The following is a 16,822-nucleotide window of genomic DNA, read 5'->3' as shown; positions in this document are numbered from 1 at the left end:
TGCGCTCACGCGGCCGCGCTGTCCCCGGCCGGCTCCGCTGCCGGTGCGGCGGGCGCCGTGGGTGCGTGGGCCGGCTGCCAGCCCGGTCCGCGCAGCAGCCGTCCGGCGCGCTCGCTCCAACTGCGCGCCGCCCTCAGGTCCCTGGCGATGGCGACGTACTCGTGGGTGGCGACCCTCAGCGGGTTGTATGTGCCGATGTTCTTGGTCAGCCCGTACACCGGCCGCTCGGTCTCGGCGGCGAAGGAGCCGAAGACGCGGTCCCAGACGATGAGGATCCCGCCGAAGTTGCGGTCCAGGTAGCCGCCCTGGGAGGCGTGGTGCACCCGGTGGTGGGACGGCGTGTTGAACGCGAACTCGAACCAGCGGGGCATCCTGTCGATCCGCTCGGTGTGGATCCAGAACTGGTAGACGAGGTTGACGGACGAGCAGAAGGCCAGCGCGGCCGGATGCACTCCGAGGACGATCAGGGGGACGTAGAACGGCCAGCCGGTCAAGGACGTCCACGGCTGGCGCAGCGCCGTGGTCAGGTTGAACTTCTCACTCGAGTGGTGCACCACGTGACAGGCCCACAGGACGCGGACGACATGGTGGCCGCGGTGCGACCAGTAGTAGAAGAAGTCCTGCGCGAACAGCATCAGGACGACGGTCCACCACAGCACGGGCACCCGAAGCGGCGTCAGCTCGTACAGCGCCGTGTAGACGGCGACGACAGGGATCTTCCAGAGCAGATCGAAGAAGAGACTGCCGAATCCCATGGTGACGCTCGTGGCGGCGTCCTTGGTCCCGTAACCGGCCGCGTCCTCGTCGGGATGCAGACGGACACTGACCATCTCGATGACGGCGAGCAGCACGAAAGCCGGTATGGACCAGAACACGACATTGGGCAGGTTCGGCATGGGTGCACCGTAGGACCCCTGGTCGGCCACGGCTAGGGGTTGTTACCGACAGGTATTACCAGGGGTGGGCGTCGGCCCCGCAGGCTGACCTCATCCGCGGCGCGTCCCTGACCGGCCGTCATCCCGCGGACGTACGCCTCTCGAACAGGCGGTGGGGCCGGGAGGCCTGACGGACGGCGATGTCCGTGGCGGCCCGTATCCTCAATGACCATGCTCGAAGACCTTGCGACCGCGGCGTCCTCCCCGACGGCCTGGCCGACCGCGTATCCCCGGGGATACGCGGTCGTTGACGTGGAGACCACCGGCCTGGCCCGGGACGACCGGATAGTCTCCGCGGCCGTCTACCGGCTGGACGGACGCGGCGAGGTCGAGGACCACTGGTACACGACGGTCAACCCGGAGCGGGACCCGGGCCCCGTGTGGATCCACGGCCTGACGAGCGAGGCCCTCGAAGGGGCGCCGCTCTTCGGGGACATCGCCGAGGAGTTCGCGACCCGGCTGGAGGGCCGGGTGCTCGTCGCGCACAACGCCGTGTTCGACTGGCAGATGATCGCCCGTGAGTACGCGCGCGCCCGGCGCGAGGCGCCGGTGCGTCAGCGGCTGTGCACCATCGCCCTGTCCAAGGCCCTGGAGCTGCCGCTGCCCAACCACAAGCTGGAGTCGCTCGCCGCGCACTTCGGCGTCGTGCAGCAGCGGGCGCACCACGCGCTGGACGACGCGCGCGTGCTGGCGGAGGCGTTCCGGCCGAGTCTGCGGGCCGCGGCCGAGGGAGGCGTGCGGCTGCCGTTGCACGAGTGCCGGCCGCTGACGGAGTGGGTCGAGCGGCCCACGGCCCGTATCGGGCAGCAGGCGGGCGGTGGCGGCTACGGCGGTCACCGGCCGAGCGGTTGGCGCCCGTCCCGCAAGCGGCCCGTCTGCCCGTATCCCAACCCGGGGCGGTACGAGGAGGGCGGGCGCCTCAAGCAGGGCATGCGGATCGCCTTCTCCGGGGACACCTCGGTCGAACGCGAGCTGCTGGAGGACCGCGCCGTGGACGCCGGGCTGCATGTCGCCACGAGCCTGTCCCGCCTCACCAGCCTGCTCGTCACCAACGACCCGGACTCGGGCACGTCGAAGGTCGTCAAGGCCCGGCAGTACGGCACCCCGGTGGTCGACGAGGCGGCGTTCGGGCAGCTCCTCGGGGACGTGGAGGCGGCGTCGGAAGGGTGACCGTACGGACGGGTGATTGGTGCGCGACTCGCCCGGCGCCCCCTCGCCCGTGTCCCGGGGACGGCTCACCCTGTGGCGCATGGCGAATTGCGAGGTTTGCGGCAACAACTACGGAATGACCTTCGAGGTCCACGCGCAGGGCGCGGTACACGTCTTCGACTGCTTCGCCTGCGCGATCCACCGCATGGCACCCATCTGCGAGCACTGCCGGGTCCAGATCATCGGCCAGGGCGTCGAGGTCGAGGGCCACTGGTACTGCGGCGCCCACTGCGCCCGCGCGGAGGGGAGGGTGGGCATCGTCGACCGCGTCTGAGCCCCGGGAGCCCTCCCCCGCACCCCACGCACCGCACCCCACGGCCCGAGATGTACGGTCGTGGGGTGTACCGCTTCCTGTTGTCCCGGCAGTGGGTGATCCTCACCCTTGTCGCCCTCGCCCTCATCCCGACGATGATCGAGCTGGGCTTCTGGCAGCTGCACCGACACGAGCGCAGGGTCGCGCTGAACGCGGTGATCGCCGAGTCGCTGGCCGCCGCGCCGGTCCCCGTCGAGTCACTCACCGCGCCCGGGGCCGAGGTCGAGGACGCCGACCTCTACCGGCGCGTCACCGCGCGGGGACGTTTCGACACCGCGCGCGAGGTCGTCGTACGCCGCCGCACCAACGCGGACGACGAGGTCGGCTACCACGTACTGACCCCGTTCGTCCTCGACGACGGCAAGGTACTGCTCGTCAACCGGGGCTGGGTGCCCTCGGGAGGGCTGAGCCAGACCGCGTTCCCGAAGCTCCCCGCCCCGCCGCGCGGCGAGACCACCGTCACCGGGCGGCTGATGCCCGACCAGACCACCGCCGAGAGCGGCATCAAGAACGTCCAGGGCCTGCCGGACCGCCAGATCATGCTGATCAACAGCGCGCACGAGGCCGAACGCCTCGGCGAGCAGGTCCTCGGCGGCTACGTCGAACTGACGGCGCCCGGGCCGAAGGGCGACACACCCGAGCTGATCGCCGCTCCGGACCACGACGGCATCGGCAACCACATGGCGTACGCCGTCCAGTGGTGGCTGTTCTCGTCGGGCGTCCCCGTCGGCTGGGTGATCCTGGCCCGCCGCGAGGCCCGGGACCGCGCGCGGGCGGCGGCGGACGGACAGCGGGAGGAGACGGCGCCGGCGCCGGTGTAGCCGACGCGCCGGTGCGGCTCCCGCCCGGCCCCCGCCCGGCTCTCTCCCCCCGCCCGGCCCGCGCCCGGTCCTCCCCGGACCTCACCCAACCCTCGCGCCCTCGTCGCCCAACCCTCGCGCCCTCGTCGCCCGGCCCTCGCGCCCTCGTCGCGCGCAGGAACCGGGAATGCCCTGGCGGTCCTCCGGGAACCCGCACTGCGTGCACCCGCCCACCAGGAACTCCGCCGAGGACGACACCGCGAGCCGCATCGAGGACTACGCCCTCATCGGCGACGAACAGACCGCCGCGCTTGTCGGCAGGGACGGCTCCGTCGACTGGCTGTGCCTGCCCCGCTTCGATTCCGCCGCATGTTTCGCCAGGCTGCTCGGCGACGAGAACAACGGCCACTGGCGCATAGCCCCCAGTTCCGCCGCGGCGCCCGACGGCGGCAACGGCACCGACGGCACCGCAAGCACCCCGCCGACCTGCACGCGCCGCGCCTACCGCCCCGGCACCCTGGTCCTGGACACCGAGTGGGACACCCCCGAGGGCTCGATCCGGGTCACCGACCTGATGCCGCAGCGCGACCGCGCCCCCGACGTCGTGCGGATCGTGGAGGGACTCAGCGGGCGCGTGACCGTCCGCAGCACGCTGCGGCTGCGCTTCGACTACGGCTCGATCGTGCCGTGGATGCGCCGGTCCGACGGGCACCGGGTGGCCGTCGCGGGCCCGGACTCGGCCTGGCTGCGCAGCGAGCCGCAGGCGCCGACCTGGGGCGAGAACCTCGGTACGCACTCGGAGTTCACCCTCGGCGAGGGCGACAAGGTCGCGTTCGTGCTCACCTGGCACCCCTCCCACGAGCCGCGCCCGCCCCTCGTCGACCCGTACGAGTCGTTGCGCCACAGCGTCGCCGACTGGGAGGCGTGGTCGGCCCGCTGCCGCTACCGGGGTCCGCACCGGGACACCGTGCTCCGCTCGCTGATCACGCTGAAGGCCCTCACCTACGCCCCGACCGGCGGTATCGTCGCCGCCCCCACCACCTCGCTCCCCGAGGAGCTGGGCGGCGTACGCAACTGGGACTACCGCTACTGCTGGCTGCGTGACGCCACCCTCACCCTGGGCGCGCTGCTGGCCGCCGGCTACCACGAGGAGGCCGAGGCCTGGCGTGACTGGCTGGTGCGCGCGGTCGCGGGCGCCCCGGCGGACATGCAGATCATGTACGGGCTGGCCGGTGAGCGGCGGCTGCCCGAGGCCGAGCTGCCGTGGCTGGCCGGGTTCGCCGGTTCCGCGCCGGTCCGGATCGGCAACGACGCCGTACGTCAGTTGCAACTGGACGTGTACGGACAGGTGATGGACTCGCTGTCACTGGCACGGATCTCGGGCATGACGGTCAAGCCGCACATGTGGCGACTGGAGCGCTCCCTGATGGAGTTCCTGCGCTCCGCGTGGCGGGAGCCGGACGAGGGGTTGTGGGAGGTGCGCGGCGGGCGCCGGCAGTTCGTGCACTCCAAGGTGATGGTGTGGGTGGCCGCCGACCGCGCGGTGCGCGCCATGGAGCGCGATCCGGACCTCAAGGGCGATCTGGAGGGCTGGCGGGAGTTCCGCGACGAGGTGCACCGGGAGGTCTGCGAGCGGGGCTACGACCCGGAACGCAACACCTTCACGCAGTACTACGGCTCCCGCGAACTGGACGCCGCCACGCTGCTCATCCCGCGCGTGGGCTTCCTGCCGCCCGACGACCCGCGTGTGACGGGCCCATCGAGGCGGTCCGCGCCGAGCTCTGCCAGGGCGGCTTCCTGCACCGCTACAGCGCCGAGCGCACGGCCGTCGACGGGCTGCCCGGCGGTGAGGGCACCTTCCTGGTGTGCTCGTTCTGGCTCGCGGACGCCCTGCACATGACGGGACGCACACGGGAGGCCCGCGAGCTGTTCGAGCGGCTGGTGGCGCTGACGAACGACGTGGGGCTGCTCGCCGAGGAGTACGACCCGGTGGCCGGCCGGCAGCTCGGCAACTTCCCGCAGGCGTTCAGCCACATCGGTCTGGTGAACACGGCCCTCGCCCTGTTCGGGGACGAGGAGGCAGGATAGGTGACATGGATCTTGGACTGAAGGACCGGGTGTACGTCGTCACCGGGGCCACCCGCGGGCTGGGAAACGCCTCCGCGCGGGCACTGGTGGCGGACGGGGCGAAGGTCGTCGTCACGGGACGGGACGAGAAGCGCGTCGCCGACGCGGCGGCCGAGCTGGGGCCGGACGCGCACGGCGTGGCCGTGGACAACGCCGCCCCGGACGCGGCGGCCCTGCTGATCACCGCGGCGCGGGAGCGCTTCGGCCGGTTCGACGGGGTTCTCGTCAGCGTGGGCGGCCCGCCGGCGGGGTTCGTCGCCGACGTCACCGACGAACAGTGGCAGGCCGCGTTCGAGTCGGTGTTCCTGGGGGCGGTGCGGCTGGCCCGGGCGGCGGCCGCTGAGCTGGAGGCCGGGGGTGTGATCGGGTTCGTGCTGTCGGGGTCGGTGTACGAGCCGATTCCGGCGCTGACCATCTCGAACGGCCTGCGGCCGGGGCTGGCCGGGTTCGCCAAGTCGCTGTCGGACGAGCTGGGTCCGCGCGGCGTGCGGGTGGTGGGCGTGCTGCCGGGGCGGATCGACACGGACCGGGTACGCGAGCTGGACTCGCTGTCGGCGGACCCGGAGGCCACCCGGGCGGCGAGCGAGTCACGGATTCCGCTGCGGCGCTACGGGACAACGGAGGAGTTCGGGCGGACGGCGGCCTTCCTGCTGTCACCGGCCGCGTCCTACGTGACCGGGGTGATGGTGCCGGTGGACGGCGGGGCCCGGCACGGCTTCTGAGGCCTCCGGCTGAGGAGTCCGGGTGAGGCCTGAGCGGCTTCCAGGCTCGCGCGGCTTCCAGGCTTGCAGGCTCCCGAGGCCGTCAACTCACCCTTTCCGCACGGTGCCTGACGCCCCTCAGCCGCACCTTCGCCGGCAGTGCCGCGAGCCCCGCCGAGTTGCGGGCGTGGGTGAGCGCGCCGGTCGTCAGACGGTTCAGCGCCTCCCCCGGGTCCGCGCCGGGTTCCAGCTGGAGCCGGGCGCGGGCCTCGGGGGAGGTGCGGCGGCCTCCGAGGCGGACCCGGGCGCGGGCCACACCGTCCATGGCGTTCACATCGGCGGCGAGGACGTCCTCCAGGGCCCGGCCGCGCAGCAGCGCTCCCTCCCCGTCACCGGTGTCGACCAGCACCTCGGCGAGCCGGCGCCGGCGCACCGCCGCCACCAGCCACCACAGGGCGAGCAGGAACAGCACCGCGAGCGCCGCGAGGACGGCCGGCCACCACCAACCCGCGTCCCGCCACCGGGTCCGCTCGGCGTCGGCCAGCAGGACGTCATCGCGTCCGGCGTGGATCCACCAGGACGGAGCCTCCACTCCGAGCCCGACGGCGAGCACCGCACCGCCCAGCACGAGCAGCACGAGTCCCGTGAGGCCGAGCAGCACCCGGTTGACAGTCCTGAGCACAGCGGTCACCCCTTCCGGCCGAGCCGGCGGACGTGCACCGACAGCGCGGGACCGCGGGACAGGCCCAGTGCCCGGATCGCGTCGGCGAGCACGTCGTCCAGGTCGGCGCGTACGTCGTCGAGTTCACGGAAATGCGACACCGCGCGCACGTCGGCCCGCCGGCGGCCCATCCGCACCCGCGCCGACCGCACCCCGGACACCTCCATGGCCCGGTCGCGCAGCACGGTCGCGGCGGCGCGGCGGTCCAGTCCGGCCCGGACGTCGGGGTGGGTGCGCCGCATGGGCAGGACGGCACGCAGGCCGGGTGTCGCGGCCAGCGCGATCAGCCAGAGGCCGAGGGCCGCGGCGACACCCGCGCCGACCAGGACCCAGACGTCGTCGAGCGGGCGTGCGGCGAGTTGCCGGGCCAGTTCGCGGCGCCAGAGCATGGCCTGCCGGCCGGCACGCACGGCCGCGATGTCGTAGAGGAAGAAACCGGCCAGTACGAGGAGCAGCGTGGCGGTGACGGCCGCGGGAACGCGGCGGGCCGACCAGAAGCGGTGCGTCCTCGCGCCCTCGCCGTCGGCGCCGGGCCGGGGCTCGTAGGCGGCGGCCGACGTGGACTGGCCCAGCGCCGGTTCCGCCTTCTCGATCACCGGCAGTCTCGCCGTCGTGCCCTCGGAGCCCTCTGGATCAGTCATCGGATCCTCCCCTGCGCCGTGTGCGCCGCCACCAGGTGCAGCCGCTCCACCTGGACCGCGACCTCCGGAACCTCCATTCCCACCAACGCGCCTACCCGCTCGACCACATGACGACGCACCTCGGCGCAGCGGGATCCGATGTCGCTCGGGTAGTCCAGTTCGAGATGGACCCGGACGCGTGCGGTGTGGGCGGGCGTTCCCGCGGGTCCGGCGGGGTCGGGAGGCTGAGGGCGGACCACGACCGTCGCCTGTGGGCGGGCCGCCTCCCGAGGCAGCGGCCCGAGCGCCTCGTGGGCGGCCCGGGCGGCGATCCTCGCGACCACCCGGTCGGCGATCGTGGTCTGCCCGCGCTCGCCCGCCGGGACGGCGGGCCGCGTCCCGCGGGGTTCGTCCGGCCCCCCGCTCACGGGTGTCACCGCCGCCGGTCGCGGGTGCGGAAGAAGTCGCCGACTTCCAGATCCCCTTCCAGGATCCGGCCGACGACGAAGCCGACGGCGCCCAGCGCCGCCACCAGCAGGAACGCGCCGAACCCGCCGAAATACCCGGCGAAGCCCAGCGCCATTCCGGCGATCATGCCGACCACGGCCCTGCTCATCGTGCGCTCCTCAGCTCGTAGCCGTGCGGACTGTTCCGGCCCGAAGGGATGCTTCCCTTCCCATTGTGGTGCAAGAGGGAATTCTGATGACGTTCCGTCACTGGATGCGGGGCTCCGGTTCGTCGTCCTCCTCGTCCGGAAGCTTGACGTCGCTCACCGCGATGTCGACCTCGACGACCTCCAGGCCCGTCATGCGCTCCACGGCCGCGACGACGTTCTCCCGGACGGCGCGCGCGACGTCCGCGATGGACACCCCGTAGTCGACGACGATCTCCAGGTCGAGCGCGGTCTGCACCTCGCCGACCTCGGCCTTCACCCCGCGCGTCACGGACTTGGAGCCGCCGGGCACCCGGTCCCGCACGGCTCCGAGGGTGCGGCTCAGTCCGCTGCCCATCGCGTGGACTCCCACGACATCGCGGGCGGCGAGCCCGGCGATCTTCTCCACGACACCGTCGGCGATGGTGGTCCTGCCCCGGGTGCCGGGGTCCCCGCCGCCTCGCCCGACCGGCCCCCGGGCCCGCGCCGTCGAGTCGGGCTCCCCTTCGGAGGTGTGCGTCCGGTCCCGGTCCGTGTCGGTCATGGCCCGCGTCCTTCCGTAGTCCTGCGACCACGGTAGGTGAGGTTGCGCGGACCCGCGCCGGGAATGCGGCAGGCTGGAGCAATGACCGCGGACCGTTGGACGCAGGCAGTACGACAGCAGCTGCATCTCGGCAGACTGCTCCCGCTCGGCGATCCGCTCGACGGCGCGTGGGTCACGGAGGCGGCGGCCCGGACCGTCATGCGGCAGGCCGCGCACGCGGTGCCGGGAGTCCGTCCGGGAGCGCTCCGGCTCACGCTGTCCGACCCGGACGCCGCGCCGGCGCCCGCCGTGCCCCCGCCGCCGAGCGCGCTGCCGCCCGGTCCGCTCCGGGTGACGGCCGACTTCGCCGCCACGCCCGCCGAGCCGCTGCCGGCCACGGCCGACCGGCTGCGCACGGCGTTGTCGGCGGCGGCGGAGGGACGGCTCGGGCTGACAGTGGCCGAGATCGACCTGCGGGTCACGGCCCTGCTGGACGAGGAGAGCGACCCCGATGCCGTACCGCCGCCCCGGCCGCCTCGGGCACGGCCGTCCGAGGGCGGTGAGGCCGCCGCCGTGGCGGCCGCGGCTCTGGCGGTGCCAGGGGTGTCACATCTGACCGGCGCGCTGGGCGGGACGGGCCGCGCGGTGCACATCGAGGCGCACCCCGGCGGCGCCTCCATGCCACGTCGGCATGTCCGGGTGGAACTGGCCGTCGACGCGGACCACCGGGCCGTGGAGGTGGCCCGGAAGGTCCGCACGAGAGTGGGCATCGCGCTGGCTGATCACCCGACGGTGGCCGTGCTGATCACGGCGGTCGGCTGAGCCGTCACTCGCCGAGGCCCGCGAGGTCCCGCAACCTCCGTGCCTGCGCCGCGCGTTCGGCGACGCGCTGCTCCTCGTAGGTCCGCTCGCCCGCGCCCCGCAGCAGCGCCTTGGTCTCGATCACGGCGTCGCGCGGCGCGGCGAGGAGCGCCGCCGCCAGGTCGCGGACCGCGCCGTCGAGCTCGGCCGTCGGCACGGCGACGTTCGCCAGGCCGATCTGGACGGCCTCGTCGGCCTGCACGGAGCGTCCCGTGACACAGATCTCCAGCGCGCGGGCATAGCCGACGAGCCCGACCAGCGGGTGCGTGCCGGTCAGGTCGGGTACCAGGCCCAGGCTGGTCTCGCGCATGGCGAACTGCACGTCGTCGCCGACGACGCGCAGATCGCAGGCGAGGGCGAGCTGGAAGCCCGCGCCGATGGCATGCCCCTGGACGGCGGCGACGGAGACGATGTCACTGCGCCGCCACCAGGTGAACGCGTCCTGGTACTCGGCGATGGTCGCGTCCAGCTCCGTGTCGTCCCCGCGCGCGAGGTCGATGAAGGAGGGCTCGCCGTCGAAGCCCTCGGGAGTGAAGGCCTGCCGGTCGAGGCCCGCCGAGAAGGACTTGCCCTCGGCGCGCAGCACCACGACGCGGACGGTGCCCGGCAGCAGCCGGCCCGCCTCGGCCAGCGCCCGCCACAGAGCGGGGCTCTGCGCGTTGCGCTTGGCCGGGTTGGCCAGCGTCACCGTGGCGATCGCGTCGTCGACGGTGAGCCGTACGCCGTCCTTGTCGAGAACCGGGTCGAACGAAGCCATGGGGCGCCTCCGATGGGTGCGGTCAGCGTGAGTGCCGTACCGAGGCACTCATAAGTGACTGCACAGTAACCACCCGGCCGATCACGGGACCGACCGGGTGGCCACCATCGAAGTCGAGGCGACCGCCCGGGCGTCAGGCCGAAGCGGCCTTCTTGCCCCGTGTCGCCCCGCCACGCCCACGGAGCGTGACGCCCGACTCGCTGAGCATGCGGTGAACGAAGCCATACGAGCGGCCGGTCTCCTCGGCCAATGCCCGGATGCTCGCACCGGCGTCGTACTTTTTCTTCAGGTCTGCCGCGAGCTTGTCGCGCGCGGCGCCGGTCACCCGGCTGCCCTTCTTCAGAGTCTCGGCCACCCGTGCCTCCTCATGGGAAGTGCGCTCTGGTCCCCTCATGATCACCCCTCCGGGCCTTCATGGCCACCCATTCGGCAAGGTCCGTGGACGGGGTTGTGACGACAGGAGCACATCCCCACAAGCGGAATTCGCTGCTCCGCAGAGTGGTGCACAGGAGACCGAACGGGTTGTTCCCCGAAGCCCCAGGTCAGGGCCGTGGCGTCACCCAGCCCTTGTCGACAAAGGGGTTCACCCGGAAATGGGTGTACGACACACCGGGGTACGAGGAGATCTCACACAGATGATGGATCACGGATAGGCCGAATGATCCATAGGCAGTGGATCAACCATTCGATCAAGCGGGACCGACCGATCGGCCGGGCGGCCGATCGGCGGTGGAGCGGGCGAACGAGCGCCCCCGGGCGGTCAGGCGAGGGCGACCAGGTCCGCGTAGTCCGCGCCCCACAGGTCCTCGACGCCGTCCGGCAGCAGGATGATCCGCTCCGGCTGGAGCGCCTCGACGGCGCCCTCGTCGTGGGTGACCAGGACGACCGCGCCCTTGTAGGTGCGCAGCGCGCTGAGGATCTCCTCGCGGCTGGCCGGGTCGAGGTTGTTCGTGGGCTCGTCGAGGAGGAGCACGTTCGCCGAGGACACCACGAGGGTGGCGAGGGCGAGACGGGTCTTCTCGCCGCCGGACAGGACACCGGCCGGCTTGTCGACGTCGTCGCCGGAGAAGAGGAACGAGCCCAGCGTCTTGCGGACCTCGACGAGGTCGAGGTCCGGGTTGGCGGTGCGCATGTTCTCCAGGACCGTGCGCTCGGGGTCGAGGGTCTCGTGCTCCTGGGCGTAGTAGCCGAGCTTGAGGCCGTGGCCCTCGATCACCTGACCGGTGTCGGGCTTCTCCACGCCGCCGAGGAGACGCAGCAGGGTCGTCTTGCCCGCGCCGTTGAGACCGAGGATGACGACCCGGGAGCCCTTGTCGATCGCCAGGTCGACGTCGGTGAAGATCTCCAGCGAGCCGTAGGACTTGGACAGTCCCTCGGCCATGAGCGGGGTCTTGCCGCAGGGCGAGGGCTCGGGGAAGCGGAGCTTGGCGACCTTGTCGGACTGCCGGACGGCCTCCAGGCCGCTGAGCAGCTTGTCCGCGCGACGGGCCATGTTCTGCGCGGCGACCGTCTTGGTGGCCTTGGCGCGCATCTTGTCGGCCTGCGAATGCAGCGCGGCGGCCTTCTTCTCTGCGTTCTGCCGCTCGCGCTTGCGTCGCTTCTCGTCGGCCTCGCGCTGCTGCTGGTAGAGCTTCCAGCCCATGTTGTAGACGTCGATCTGGGAGCGGTTGGCGTCCAGGTAGAACACCTTGTTGACGACCGTCTCCACCAGGTCGACGTCGTGGGAGATGACGATGAAGCCGCCGCGGTAGGTCTTGAGGTAGTCGCGCAGCCAGACGATCGAGTCCGCGTCGAGGTGGTTCGTGGGCTCGTCGAGCAGCAGGGTGTCGGCGTCCGAGAACAGGATGCGGGCCAGCTCGATCCGGCGGCGCTGACCGCCGGAGAGCGTGTGCAGGGGCTGCCCGAGCACCCGGTCGGGGAGGTTCAGCGCGGCGGCGATGGTCGCGGCCTCGGCCTCCGCGGCGTATCCGCCCTTGGTCAGGAACTCCGTCTCCTGACGCTCGTACTGCTTCATCGCCTTGTCGCGGGTGGCGCCCTGGCCGTTGGCGATGCGCTGCTCGTTGTCACGCATCTTGCGGATCAGCACGTCCAGGCCGCGCGCGGACAGGACGCGGTCACGGGCGAGCACGTCGAGGTCGCCGGTGCGAGGGTCCTGGGGGAGGTAGCCCACCTCGCCGGAGCGGGTGACGGTGCCGCCGGCGGGCTGGCCCTCACCGGCGAGGACCTTGGTGAGGGTGGTCTTGCCGGCGCCGTTGCGGCCGACCAGGCCGATGCGGTCGCCCTTGGCGACGCGGAAGGTGGCGGACTCGATGAGGACACGGGCACCGGCGCGCAGCTCGATGCCGGAGGCGGAGATCACGGACAGACTCCTGGGCAGGTGGTTGGCGGGACGGACGGCTGAGGACGTTTCCCGCCGTCTAATGCGCGAGGAGAATGGCCATGAGGCCAGTCTAACGGGGCGATGCAACCTGTTTTGGCGGGCGCGTCCGTTCCGGCGGCGGGGGCGTCCGTTCCGGCGGCGGGCGCGTCCGTTCCGGCGGCGGGCGCGTCCGTTCCGGCGGCGGGCGCGGGTCGGCGGCGCGCGGTACGGGCCGCGGAGCTGGACCGACGGGTGCAGGGCCTACGCCCGGGCCCACCGGGCCCGCGGAGCCGGCCGCCGACCGGGTCCGCCGAGCCGGTCAGGTCTGCGGAGTCGACCGGGTCCGCCGAGTCGACCGGGTCCGCCGGGCCGGGCCTGTCCGGGTCAGTCGGCGTCGTTGCCGAGGGGCGCTCGGTGCGGGGCGATCCGGCCGAGGTCGTCGAGGGCGACGAGCTCGCTGGTCCAGGCGGCCCGGGCGCAGGGCTGGGCGACGAGCAGGGCGCCGCCCCGGCGCAGCGCGCGTTCGGGCCGGAACGCGCAGCCCGCGCGGGCGGGCAGTACCCAGCGCAGGTCGCCGTCCGCGGTGCGGTACGCCGCGACACGGCCCGGGGTGACGACCGCGAGCATGCCCCGGCCCAAGGGGCGCAGGACGCCCCTGCCCCCGTGCGCCGCCAGCCAGCCCGCGGCGGCCGGGAGCGCGCGGTGCCAGCGGACGGTGGTGCCGTCGGTGTCGGTGACCATTCCGTCGTCCCAGAGCGTGAGCGCCTCCCCGCGCGCGGGGAGCACGGTCAGGGGGCGGGCTCCTTCGCGCGTGTAGCGCCAGCGGAGTCCGCCCGTGGCCCGCTCGTACGCCTCCACGGCGCCCCTGCGGATCCGCAGGGGCGCCGGAGGGTGCTGCACGCGCGCGTGCGCGGTGAGGCGGTCTCCGTACGGGGCCGGTCGGGCCTGGTGGGCGGCGGCCAGGAGAGGGGCGGTGAGCAGGAGGGCCGCGACGGCTGCCGGCAGGCGGCGGGGTGTGTGGCGCGGCGGCGGGGGCGCGGCGGGTCTCGTGTCCGGGGGGAGGGGCTGGATCGGCTTCGCCTCAGCCGGCAGGACGACCACCGGGCTCCCTTCGACAGCCGTGCTCGCGGGTAGGCGCAGAGCCTAACCAGGGGTGCCGGACGCCCCCGGGAGGGCGTGGGCACGCGGTGGGCACGTCGCCCGTTCGGACGCCCGCCCGGCGCCGGGAGGCTTCGGGCCCGTGAGGATGGCGCCAGGGGGACGGTGCGGCAGAGGGTGGTGCCTTCATGCAGTTCGACGACGACGCCAGGCTGGACACGTCCGAGGTGCAGGACGTGCGCGGCCGCCGGATCCCCGGGGGCCGGGCCACCGTCGGTGGTGGCCTCGCCGGTCTGATCGCCCTGCTGCTCGGCCTCTTCTTCGGTGTCGGGCCGGACCAGCTGGGCCTGACCGACGGAGGCGCGGAGCCGGTGCCGACGTCGTCCTCGCTCGCGCAGGTGCAGCAGAACTGCCGTACCGGCCAGGACGCGAACACCAAGGACGACTGCCGGATGGTGGCCGTGGTCAACAGCGTGCAGGACTTCTGGGACGAGGAGTTCCGGCGGCGCGAGGGCACCTACTCGCGCTCCCCCACCGTCTTCTTCAGCCAGCGGGTCGGCACCGCCTGCGGCGCGGCGACCTCGGCGGTCGGGCCGTTCTACTGCCCGGGTGACCGGAAGGTCTACCTGGACCTGGGGTTCTTCGACGAGCTGCGGACGAAGTTCGGCTCCAGCGGCGGCCCGTTCGCCCAGGCGTACGTGGTGGCCCACGAGTACGGGCACCACGTCCAGGACCTGATGGGCACCCTCGGCCGGGCGCAGGACGGCGGGACGGGCGCGAACAGCAACGCGGTGAAGGTGGAGCTGCAGGCGGACTGCTACGCCGGGGTGTGGGCCCACCACGCCACGACGACCCCGGACGAGTCGACGGGGCGACCGCTGATCACCAGCCTCACCGACGCCGACATCCGCGACGGGCTGGACGCGGCGGCGGCCGTGGGCGACGACCGGATCCAGGAGCGGTACCAGGGGCGGGTCACGCCGGAGAACTGGACACATGGGTCGGCACAGCAGCGGCAGGCGTGGTTCGAGCAGGGCTACAGGACCGGGGACATGGCCCGGTGCAACACCTTCGGCTGACGCGCGCCGGGCGGGAGTTTCGCGCCGATCCGGGCGGCGTTGTCGGTGGCGGGTGCCAGGATGAACGCACCGGGCGGGTCCTCGTACGGCGACCGCGGCCCCGACGCACAGCCCCGACGCACGGAGGAGTGATCGGCATGGCGGACACGAGCGGTGGCGGTCCGAGCATCTACCCGACCTTGCTGTACGCGGACGCCAAAGCGGCGATCAAGCAGCTCACGGAGGGCCTCGGCTTCACGGAACTCGCCGTGTACGAGGGAGAGGGCGGCACGGTGACCCACGCCGAGCTGGTCCAGGGCAACGGTGGGGTCATGATCGGTTCGAAGGGGCGCGGCGGGCTCTTCGACACGGTGATGAAGGACGCGGGACCGGTGGGGGTGTACGTCGTGGTGGACGACGTCGACGCACACCACCAGCAGGCCGTGGACCACGGCGTGGAGATCCTGATGCCCCCGACGGACCAGGACTACGGGTCGCGGGACTACATGGCCCGGGACACCGGGGGCAACGTCTGGAGCTTCGGCACCTACGCGCCCCGGACGGCCGGCTGACCGCGCCCGCCTCAGCTGCCCCCGGTGTGCACCTGGAAGGCGGCGCGGCGGACGGCCTTGGCCAGGGCGGGATCGGGGTGCGCGGCGGCCAGCGCGACCAGGACCTGCACGGTGCGCGGATGCCCCACGGCACGCACCTCGTCGAGCAGGGCGGGCACGGTCGGCTGCACGGCGGACTCCAGATGCCGTACCAGCAGCGGTGCCTCGCCGTGGTCGGCGACGGCGGCGGCCGTGTCGACCCACAGCCAGGTGGCCTCCTCCCGGGTGAGCACCTCGTGGGCGTCCTCGGGATCGGCGCCGTCGTGCTCCGCGAGCCACAGCAGGGCGTACGGCCGCAGCGTCGGCTCGTCGACCACGCCGCGGACGTCGGGTTCGGCGGGCGCGCCGACGACGCGCAGCGCCTCGAAGGCGAGGCCGCGCAGCAGGGCGTCCTCGCCGCGGGCGGCGTCGAGGAGTTCGGTCACGGCGCCGCCGACGGGCCGGGCCGCGAGCCAGGCGCGGTACTCGGCGCGGGCGGCGTTGGGCCGCAGCCGGGCGCAGCCGCGCAGCATGTCCTCGGCTACGGCCTCGATGTTGCCGGCGGGGCTCTGCGCGGCGACGCAGATCTGCTCCAGCTTGACCCAGACCGCCCAGCTGCCCAGCGGGGTGAGGGTGGCCTGGCCGCCGCCGTAGGTGAGGGCGCCGACGGAGGCGAGGGCGTGCAGTGCCCAGTCGAGGAGGGGGGCGAGCTCGGCGTTCTCGGGCTCGGTCCCGACGGCGGCCGCGGTGTCCGGGGCCGGAGGGCCCGCGGGCTCGCGCTGCGGGCCGTAGGGGACCTCGCAGCGTTCGGTGCGCAGTTCCGTCACCCGCTGCCGGAGGAGGTCGAGGAGCTGCTCGACGGGGACCGGACCGGCCGAGAGCTGGAGGAGGGAGAGGACCTGCGGCATCGCCGAGACGACCTCGGCGACCGAGGCGGGCTCGTGATCGGCGGGCTCCGGGTGTGCCAGCGACCAGGCGTCGAAGAAGGCGACCCAGCCGCGCAGGACGGCGGTGTCGTCGCGGTCCCAGGCGCGCAGCCGCCAGCCGGGACGGGCGCTGTCGCCGTGCACCTCGACGAGCCCGGCGAGCCGGGCCGTGTCCCACTCGGCACGGATCTGGGCCGGTGTCAGGCCCAGCTCACCGGCCGCGCGTTCGGCGGTCGCGTCGGCGAGGGTGGCCTTGCCGTCGGAGGTCGCGTTGCCCTTGCCGGGGCGCAGGGCGGCGTCGGCCCAGCGGGCTACGCGGGCCGCGCCCGCCAGCCTGGAGCGCGCCATTCCGGCCAGCTCCACGGGGGCCGGGGTGCCCTCCGGCGGGCGGGGGGCGGGGCGGCGAGAGCGCTGCTGGCTCATCGCTCGGGGGGCGGCGGCCAGGGGTCGCGGTCGGACGAGTCGGAGCCTGGAGTCGCGCGGGATACGGGACGTCACGGGTGCAGTCTTCCGGTTGACGGTCCGAAAACCCAAACGGAATGTCACGTGGGGCGACGGGAGTGGCCAAGGGA

At 73.3% G+C, this 16,822-nt stretch carries 18 protein-coding genes and 1 pseudogene; 8 read left to right on the top strand and 11 right to left on the bottom strand.

Annotated features, from left to right (window positions below):
* Window positions 1–5 precede the first annotated feature (5 nt).
* Window positions 6–896, bottom strand: a complete 891-nt coding sequence (locus ACWCPM_RS16600; protein ID WP_450976885.1) for a sterol desaturase family protein — start codon at window positions 894–896, stop codon at window positions 6–8.
* A gap of 210 nt (window positions 897–1,106) precedes the next feature.
* Here ACWCPM_RS16600 and ACWCPM_RS16595 point away from each other — a divergent pair, with 210 nt between their 5' ends.
* The 5 genes and pseudogenes from ACWCPM_RS16595 to ACWCPM_RS16575 all read left to right on the top strand — a co-directional run bounded on the left by ACWCPM_RS16595 (window position 1,107) and on the right by ACWCPM_RS16575 (window position 6,106).
* Window positions 1,107–2,105: a DEDDh family exonuclease gene (locus ACWCPM_RS16595; protein WP_450976884.1), complete on the top strand. Its 999-nt coding sequence runs from the start codon at window positions 1,107–1,109 to the stop codon at window positions 2,103–2,105.
* Between the two features lie 79 nt (window positions 2,106–2,184).
* A complete protein-coding gene (locus ACWCPM_RS16590) occupies window positions 2,185–2,418 on the top strand; it encodes a hypothetical protein (RefSeq protein WP_365452796.1) in 234 nt (77 codons plus the stop codon).
* A gap of 65 nt (window positions 2,419–2,483) precedes the next feature.
* Complete coding sequence (locus ACWCPM_RS16585; protein WP_450976883.1) at window positions 2,484–3,278, top strand: SURF1 family cytochrome oxidase biogenesis protein; 795 nt, start codon at window positions 2,484–2,486, stop codon at window positions 3,276–3,278.
* Window positions 3,279–3,444: 166 nt separating this feature from the next.
* A pseudogene (locus tag ACWCPM_RS16580) lies at window positions 3,445–5,345 on the top strand (glycoside hydrolase family 15 protein).
* A gap of 5 nt (window positions 5,346–5,350) precedes the next feature.
* Entirely contained in the window at window positions 5,351–6,106 is a 756-nt protein-coding gene (locus ACWCPM_RS16575; protein ID WP_450976882.1) for an SDR family oxidoreductase, read from the top strand.
* An 82-nt stretch (window positions 6,107–6,188) separates the two neighbouring features.
* Here ACWCPM_RS16575 and amaP read toward each other — a convergent pair whose 3' ends face one another.
* The 5 genes from amaP to ACWCPM_RS16550 form a co-directional block, all read right to left on the bottom strand.
* Window positions 6,189–6,776, bottom strand: a complete 588-nt coding sequence (gene amaP, locus ACWCPM_RS16570; RefSeq protein WP_450976881.1) for an alkaline shock response membrane anchor protein AmaP — start codon at window positions 6,774–6,776, stop codon at window positions 6,189–6,191.
* Window positions 6,773–7,447: a DUF6286 domain-containing protein gene (locus ACWCPM_RS16565; protein ID WP_450976880.1), complete on the bottom strand. Its 675-nt coding sequence runs from the start codon at window positions 7,445–7,447 to the stop codon at window positions 6,773–6,775. Before ACWCPM_RS16565 ends, amaP begins: the two co-directional genes overlap by 4 nt.
* Window positions 7,444–7,863: an Asp23/Gls24 family envelope stress response protein gene (locus tag ACWCPM_RS16560; RefSeq protein ID WP_450976879.1), complete on the bottom strand. Its 420-nt coding sequence runs from the start codon at window positions 7,861–7,863 to the stop codon at window positions 7,444–7,446. The genes ACWCPM_RS16565 and ACWCPM_RS16560 overlap by 4 nt, the downstream gene beginning before the upstream one ends.
* Window positions 7,860–8,042 carry a hypothetical protein gene (locus ACWCPM_RS16555; protein ID WP_450976878.1) on the bottom strand — a complete coding sequence of 61 codons (183 nt, stop codon included), beginning with the start codon at window positions 8,040–8,042 and terminating at the stop codon, window positions 7,860–7,862. The genes ACWCPM_RS16560 and ACWCPM_RS16555 overlap by 4 nt, the downstream gene beginning before the upstream one ends.
* Window positions 8,043–8,139: 97 nt before the next feature.
* A complete protein-coding gene (locus tag ACWCPM_RS16550; protein WP_450976877.1) occupies window positions 8,140–8,622 on the bottom strand; it encodes an Asp23/Gls24 family envelope stress response protein in 483 nt (160 codons plus the stop codon).
* Between the two features lie 81 nt (window positions 8,623–8,703).
* Between ACWCPM_RS16550 and ACWCPM_RS16545 the strand changes: the two genes are divergently transcribed.
* A complete protein-coding gene (locus ACWCPM_RS16545; protein ID WP_450976876.1) occupies window positions 8,704–9,423 on the top strand; it encodes a nucleopolyhedrovirus P10 family protein in 720 nt (239 codons plus the stop codon).
* A 4-nt stretch (window positions 9,424–9,427) separates the two neighbouring features.
* Here the strand turns inward: ACWCPM_RS16545 and ACWCPM_RS16540 are convergent, their stop codons facing one another.
* From ACWCPM_RS16540 to ACWCPM_RS16525, 4 genes are all read right to left on the bottom strand, one after another.
* A complete protein-coding gene (locus ACWCPM_RS16540; protein ID WP_450976875.1) occupies window positions 9,428–10,219 on the bottom strand; it encodes an enoyl-CoA hydratase/isomerase family protein in 792 nt (263 codons plus the stop codon).
* Between the two features lie 133 nt (window positions 10,220–10,352).
* Window positions 10,353–10,574 carry a helix-turn-helix domain-containing protein gene (locus ACWCPM_RS16535; protein ID WP_018567695.1) on the bottom strand — a complete coding sequence of 74 codons (222 nt, stop codon included), beginning with the start codon at window positions 10,572–10,574 and terminating at the stop codon, window positions 10,353–10,355.
* A 405-nt stretch (window positions 10,575–10,979) separates the two neighbouring features.
* On the bottom strand, window positions 10,980–12,578 hold the full coding sequence (locus ACWCPM_RS16530) for an ABC-F family ATP-binding cassette domain-containing protein (RefSeq protein WP_450976874.1): 1,599 nt from the start codon (window positions 12,576–12,578) through the stop codon (window positions 10,980–10,982).
* A 384-nt stretch (window positions 12,579–12,962) separates the two neighbouring features.
* Window positions 12,963–13,679, bottom strand: a complete 717-nt coding sequence (locus ACWCPM_RS16525; protein ID WP_450976873.1) for a hypothetical protein — start codon at window positions 13,677–13,679, stop codon at window positions 12,963–12,965.
* Window positions 13,680–13,864: 185 nt separating this feature from the next.
* On the opposite strand from ACWCPM_RS16525, the gene ypfJ reads away from it, so the two are divergent.
* Complete coding sequence (ypfJ, locus tag ACWCPM_RS16520; RefSeq protein ID WP_450976872.1) at window positions 13,865–14,755, top strand: KPN_02809 family neutral zinc metallopeptidase; 891 nt, start codon at window positions 13,865–13,867, stop codon at window positions 14,753–14,755.
* A gap of 137 nt (window positions 14,756–14,892) precedes the next feature.
* Window positions 14,893–15,306 carry a VOC family protein gene (locus ACWCPM_RS16515; RefSeq protein ID WP_450976871.1) on the top strand — a complete coding sequence of 138 codons (414 nt, stop codon included), beginning with the start codon at window positions 14,893–14,895 and terminating at the stop codon, window positions 15,304–15,306.
* Between the two features lie 11 nt (window positions 15,307–15,317).
* On the opposite strand, the gene ACWCPM_RS16510 is transcribed toward ACWCPM_RS16515, so the two are convergent.
* Window positions 15,318–16,748, bottom strand: coding sequence for a hypothetical protein (locus tag ACWCPM_RS16510; RefSeq protein ID WP_450976870.1), 1,431 nt, complete (start codon window positions 16,746–16,748; stop codon window positions 15,318–15,320).
* Window positions 16,749–16,822 lie beyond the last annotated feature (74 nt).

It is taken from the genome of Streptomyces sp. NPDC002309 (assembly GCF_053593375.1).
The sequence above is the reverse complement of the archived record's forward strand: the minus strand, read 5'-3'. Positions and strand labels throughout refer to the sequence as shown.

What these genes read in the sequence shown, in the direction of transcription:
- ACWCPM_RS16600 (WP_450976885.1), bottom strand. Translation starts at nt 896, where the DNA reads ATGCCGAACCTGCCCAATGTCGTGTTCTGGTCCATACCGGCTTTCGTG.
- ACWCPM_RS16595 (WP_450976884.1), top strand. Translation starts at nt 1,107, where the DNA reads ATGCTCGAAGACCTTGCGACCGCGGCGTCCTCCCCGACGGCCTGGCCG.
- ACWCPM_RS16590 (WP_365452796.1), top strand. Translation starts at nt 2,185, where the DNA reads ATGGCGAATTGCGAGGTTTGCGGCAACAACTACGGAATGACCTTCGAG.
- ACWCPM_RS16575 (WP_450976882.1), top strand. Translation starts at nt 5,351, where the DNA reads ATGGATCTTGGACTGAAGGACCGGGTGTACGTCGTCACCGGGGCCACC.
- ACWCPM_RS16565 (WP_450976880.1), bottom strand. Translation starts at nt 7,447, where the DNA reads ATGACTGATCCAGAGGGCTCCGAGGGCACGACGGCGAGACTGCCGGTG.
- ACWCPM_RS16555 (WP_450976878.1), bottom strand. Translation starts at nt 8,042, where the DNA reads ATGAGCAGGGCCGTGGTCGGCATGATCGCCGGAATGGCGCTGGGCTTC.
- ACWCPM_RS16550 (WP_450976877.1), bottom strand. Translation starts at nt 8,622, where the DNA reads ATGACCGACACGGACCGGGACCGGACGCACACCTCCGAAGGGGAGCCC.
- ACWCPM_RS16545 (WP_450976876.1), top strand. Translation starts at nt 8,704, where the DNA reads ATGACCGCGGACCGTTGGACGCAGGCAGTACGACAGCAGCTGCATCTC.
- ACWCPM_RS16540 (WP_450976875.1), bottom strand. Translation starts at nt 10,219, where the DNA reads ATGGCTTCGTTCGACCCGGTTCTCGACAAGGACGGCGTACGGCTCACC.
- ypfJ (WP_450976872.1), top strand. Translation starts at nt 13,865, where the DNA reads ATGCAGTTCGACGACGACGCCAGGCTGGACACGTCCGAGGTGCAGGAC.
- ACWCPM_RS16515 (WP_450976871.1), top strand. Translation starts at nt 14,893, where the DNA reads ATGGCGGACACGAGCGGTGGCGGTCCGAGCATCTACCCGACCTTGCTG.